The organism is Paraburkholderia diazotrophica (assembly GCF_900108945.1).
Taxonomy (GTDB): Bacteria; Pseudomonadota; Gammaproteobacteria; order Burkholderiales; family Burkholderiaceae; genus Paraburkholderia; species Paraburkholderia diazotrophica.
This window is the reverse complement of record NZ_FNYE01000090.1, coordinates 1-4,001: the sequence shown is the minus strand read 5'-3', so window position 1 is coordinate 4,001 and position 4,001 is coordinate 1. Positions and strand designations below refer to the sequence as shown.

The 4,001-nt window shown below is 63.9% G+C and carries 6 protein-coding genes; all 6 read left to right on the top strand.

The window, feature by feature from the left end:
- Positions 1-405, top strand: a 405-nt coding sequence (locus tag BMW76_RS39825) for an SDR family oxidoreductase (protein ID WP_143062462.1), incomplete at its 5' end; no start/stop codon positions are given.
- Between the two features lie 28 nt (positions 406-433).
- Entirely contained in the window at positions 434-715 is a 282-nt protein-coding gene (locus BMW76_RS39820; RefSeq protein WP_090874148.1) for a hypothetical protein, read from the top strand.
- A gap of 64 nt (positions 716-779) precedes the next feature.
- On the top strand, positions 780-1,124 hold the full coding sequence (locus BMW76_RS39815; protein ID WP_090874147.1) for a carboxymuconolactone decarboxylase family protein: 345 nt from the start codon (positions 780-782) through the stop codon (positions 1,122-1,124).
- 71 nt (positions 1,125-1,195) lie between these two features.
- Positions 1,196-1,864, top strand: coding sequence for a cupin domain-containing protein (locus BMW76_RS39810; RefSeq protein ID WP_090874146.1), 669 nt, complete (start codon positions 1,196-1,198; stop codon positions 1,862-1,864).
- Between the two features lie 3 nt (positions 1,865-1,867).
- On the top strand, positions 1,868-3,040 hold the full coding sequence (locus BMW76_RS39805) for a flavin monoamine oxidase family protein (RefSeq protein WP_090874145.1): 1,173 nt from the start codon (positions 1,868-1,870) through the stop codon (positions 3,038-3,040).
- Between the two features lie 2 nt (positions 3,041-3,042).
- Positions 3,043-4,001 (top strand): alcohol dehydrogenase (locus tag BMW76_RS39800; protein ID WP_143062461.1); only part of this gene is annotated, 959 nt, incomplete at its 3' end.

The following is a 4,001-nucleotide window of genomic DNA, read 5'->3' as shown; positions in this document are numbered from 1 at the left end:
GCGGCGAAGGCGATGCAGCTGCGCGGTGGTGGCGCCATCGTGCAGACAGGCTCGCTTTGGGCCCTGCAGGCCATCGGGGCGACGCCTTCGGCTGCGTACTCCGCGGCGAATGGCGGCGTACATGCGTTGACGCGCAACCTTGCTATCGAACTTGCGGCCTCGAACATCCGGGTCAACACCGTCGCACCGGCCGTGGTGGAAACGCCCGTCTACAACACGTTCATGACGGACGACCAGGTCAAGGAATCCTTGCCGGCCTTCAATGCTTTCCACCCGCTTGGTCGCAATGGACAGCCGGCCGACGTCGCCGAGGCGATTCTGTTCCTGGCTTCTCCGGGCGCGTCGTGGATTACGGGCACCGTCCTCTCCGTCGATGGCGGCGTGATGGCGGGTCGCCAGGCCTGATCACCTCTTCCCTGACCGGAGCTGAGAAATGGTCTATCTGCAAATCACCCTGAAGATCGCCGATGCCAACCGTGCCGCTGCCGTCGGCGTCTATCAGAAGTACAAGGCCGCGTTCCTCAATACGATCGCGGGCGCGAAGTCGAAGGAACTGCTGGTGCGCGAGCAGGATGTGCAGGTGCTGCACGGTTTCGACACCGAAGAAAACGCTAAAGCCTACCTGGAGAGCGCGTTATTCAGCGCCGATGTGGTCGGCGGTCTCAAGCCGCTGCTGGACGACGTACCGGATGTGCGCATCTATCAGGCCGCATAACACGTATTCAATGGGGCTTCGAGCCACGGCACGAGCCCTCACCTGGTCACCTGGACACACCACCATGATGCAAGACTGGAATACCTATCGCGACGCGCTGATCGCGCGCGTGAACGAATACGGCACGCTCACCCCCGATGTGGTTCGCGGTTTGATGACGATCGAAGGCGCCGCCGTGAAGACCGGCAAACTGGAGCCGAAGATCCATGAACTGATCGCGCTGGCCGTCGCTGTCACGACGCGCTGCGACGGCTGCATCACTGTGCATACCAGGAAGGCGGTCGAGCACGGCGCCACGCTGGAGGAAATCTCCGAAGCGCTGGGTGTCGCGATTGCGCTGAACGCAGGCGCCGCGCTGACTTACTCAGCGCGCGTTCTCGACGCACACGCTGTGCTGCCAAACAAATAGACCGTCCGAGGCCGGCGGCTGAGGCTCTTGTAGCAATCGGCCGCCGGCCTCCCGTTCATGGAGGAAACGCGATGCACGTCAACGCGGACTTCTCGCGCCGCGCTGTCGTCGCGGCCGATCAATACCAATGGATTACCTCGCCACAGGGCGGCGTCGAGCGCGTGATGCTCGACCGGCTGGGCGGCGAGACGGCGCGTGCGACGAGTATCGTGCGATACGCTTCCGCCTCGTCTTTCCCGTTGCACCAGCACCCAGGCGGCGAGGAAATTCTTGTGTTGTCCGGCACGTTCTCGGAAGGGAATCAGCACTATCCGGCCGGATGGTATCTGCGCAATCCAACTGGGTCGTCGCATCAGCCCTCCAGCGATGGGGGCGCAATCATTTTCGTGAAGCTCGGGCAGATGCCGCCTGAGGAAGACCGTTCTGTGCGTATCGACACCCGCAACCCGTCTCGCTGGGAACGACGCGCAGGCCGTGAAGTTTGCCCGCTGTTTGCGGATGCCTCCGAACAGACCGTCCTGGTACGTCTCGATCGGGACGAGCCGCTTTTCGCGAACGCAGTTAATAGCGCCGAACTGCTGGTGCTAGCCGGCGAGCTGTGGACCGACGGGCGGCAATACGTTCGAGGTAGCTGGTTGCGTCTGCCTGCGGGCGAATATCCCGATTATGTGGCCGGCCCGCATGGCGCCGCCCTGTATCTGAAGACGGGCCACTTCGCCGGTCTTACGACTTGCAGATAAGCCATGTCAACCGCACACATCGCGATCATTGGCGGCGGCCTCAGTGGGTTGTATGCCGCCTCCCTGCTCGAAGAGCATGGCCTCAGGGACTACGTACTCCTTGAGGCACGCGACACATTCGGTGGCCGGATTGAGTCCGTTCCTGCGAACGGGCTGATGGTTGCAGGCACCGGGAGCGTAACGGAACATCCTCACCGTTTCGACCTCGGACCGGCGTGGTTCTGGCCTGCGTTACAGCCTCAGCTGGACCGACTTGTCCACGACCTGGGACTGGAGCGCTTCGAGCAGCACGAAGCGGGCGACATGATGGTTGAACGTTCGCCGCACGAGCGGCCAGCGCGAATCCGTGGCTATGCATCCTCGCCATCTTCCGCGCGCCTGGTCGGAGGGATGGCTGCGCTCATCGACGCGGTGCGCAGCCGCCTCGCGCCGGCGCGCATGATGACGGGCCACCCGGTGCGACGCCTGCGCTGTACTGGGCATCACGTCGAACTGGACATCGAGGGCGCACGTGGACAGGTCACGTCCTTGTGTGCCGGGCATGTGCTGCTCGCCATTCCGCCACGTCTCGCCGCGGCGACAATCGAATTCACACCGGCGCTACCCGAAACCCTGGAACGGGCGTGGCGCCGTACCGCGACCTGGATGGCGCCACATGCAAAGTACGTCGCCGTCTACGACGCGCCGTTCTGGCGTGAGGAAGGACTGTCCGGCGAAGCACGCAGCGCGCGGGGACCGCTGGGAGAAATCTACGACGCCTCGGCACCCGGCGGCAGTGCGGCGCTGTTCGGCTTCTTTGGCGTTCCGGCAAGCGTCCGAAGAAGGGTTGCCGACGACGTGTTGCGCGCGCATTGCCGTGCGCAGCTCACCCGGCTGTTCGGCGCGAGGGCCGCAACGCCCACAGCCGAATTCATCAAGGACTGGGCTGCCGACCCCTACACCGCCACCGCAGCCGATCAGGATGCAGTGGTTCAGCACAGCGCGGTACCTTCGGCCGAAGCCTCGTCGGGCGTCTGGCATGGCCGGCTCGTGGGCGTCGGCAGCGAATGGTCGCCGCACTTTCCGGGCTACGTTGCGGGCGCCATCGAGGCTGCGAGCCTGGGGGTGCGTGCATTGAAGGATGCCGCGACACGTCAGGACGCGTCTTGCGGCGAACGGAATATGACAAGGAGTTGACGATGAAAAAGACTTACCGCGCAATGCAGGCGACGAAACCCGGAATGCTTGAAATGGTGGAACGCCCGACACCTGTGCCAGACGCCGGTCAGGTGCTGATCGAGGTCGAGGCATGCGGCATCTGCGGAGCCGACGTCAGTGATATCGAAGGGGCGGCCCCGACACTGCAGTCGCCCCGCGTGCCCGGCCATGAAGTTGTCGGCCGCATTGCTGCCATTGGAGCGGGTACGCCATCGATCTGGAAGATCGGCCAACGCGTTGGCGTGGGCCGTCTCGGCGGACACTGCAACAAATGCCCTCAATGTCGCCGCGGCCAGTTCCAGCTCTGCCAGAACCAGCCGATTGTCGGCGCTTCATGCGAGGGTGGCTATGCCGAAATGATGCTGGCCCGTAGCACGGGCCTGATTTCGATACCCGACGAACTGAACGCCGAAGAAGCCGCGCCCATCCTGTGCGCGGGTGTCGCTACCTTCAATGCGCTCAGGAAATCTGGCGCGGAGGCGGGCGATGTCGTGGCCGTATTGGGCATTGGCGGCCTCGGGCACATGGCCCTTCAATACGCGCGTCGCATGGGTTTCAAGGTCGTTGCGGCGGGACGCGGCACCGACATCGCTGACGATGCGCTGGCACTTGGCGCGCATGTCTATATCGACACGAATCAGGAAGACGCGGCAGCGAGGCTTCAGGCGATGGGTGGAGCGAAAGCCATCGTGACGACCATCGGCAACACCGCCGTAGTGTCCGCGTTGTTGCGGGGGCTTGCGCCGCAGGGCCGGCTGATCGTGCTGGGTGTGGGCAAAGACCCGTTGCCCATATCGACCGGCCAGCTAGTCGTTGGCGAGCGCAGCATCGCGGGATCGATCACCGGCTCACCCTATGAGAACGAGAAGGCGCTGGACTTCAGCGTGCTGACGGGCGTGCGTCCGATGATCGAGACGATGCCACTGGAGAACGCGTTCAT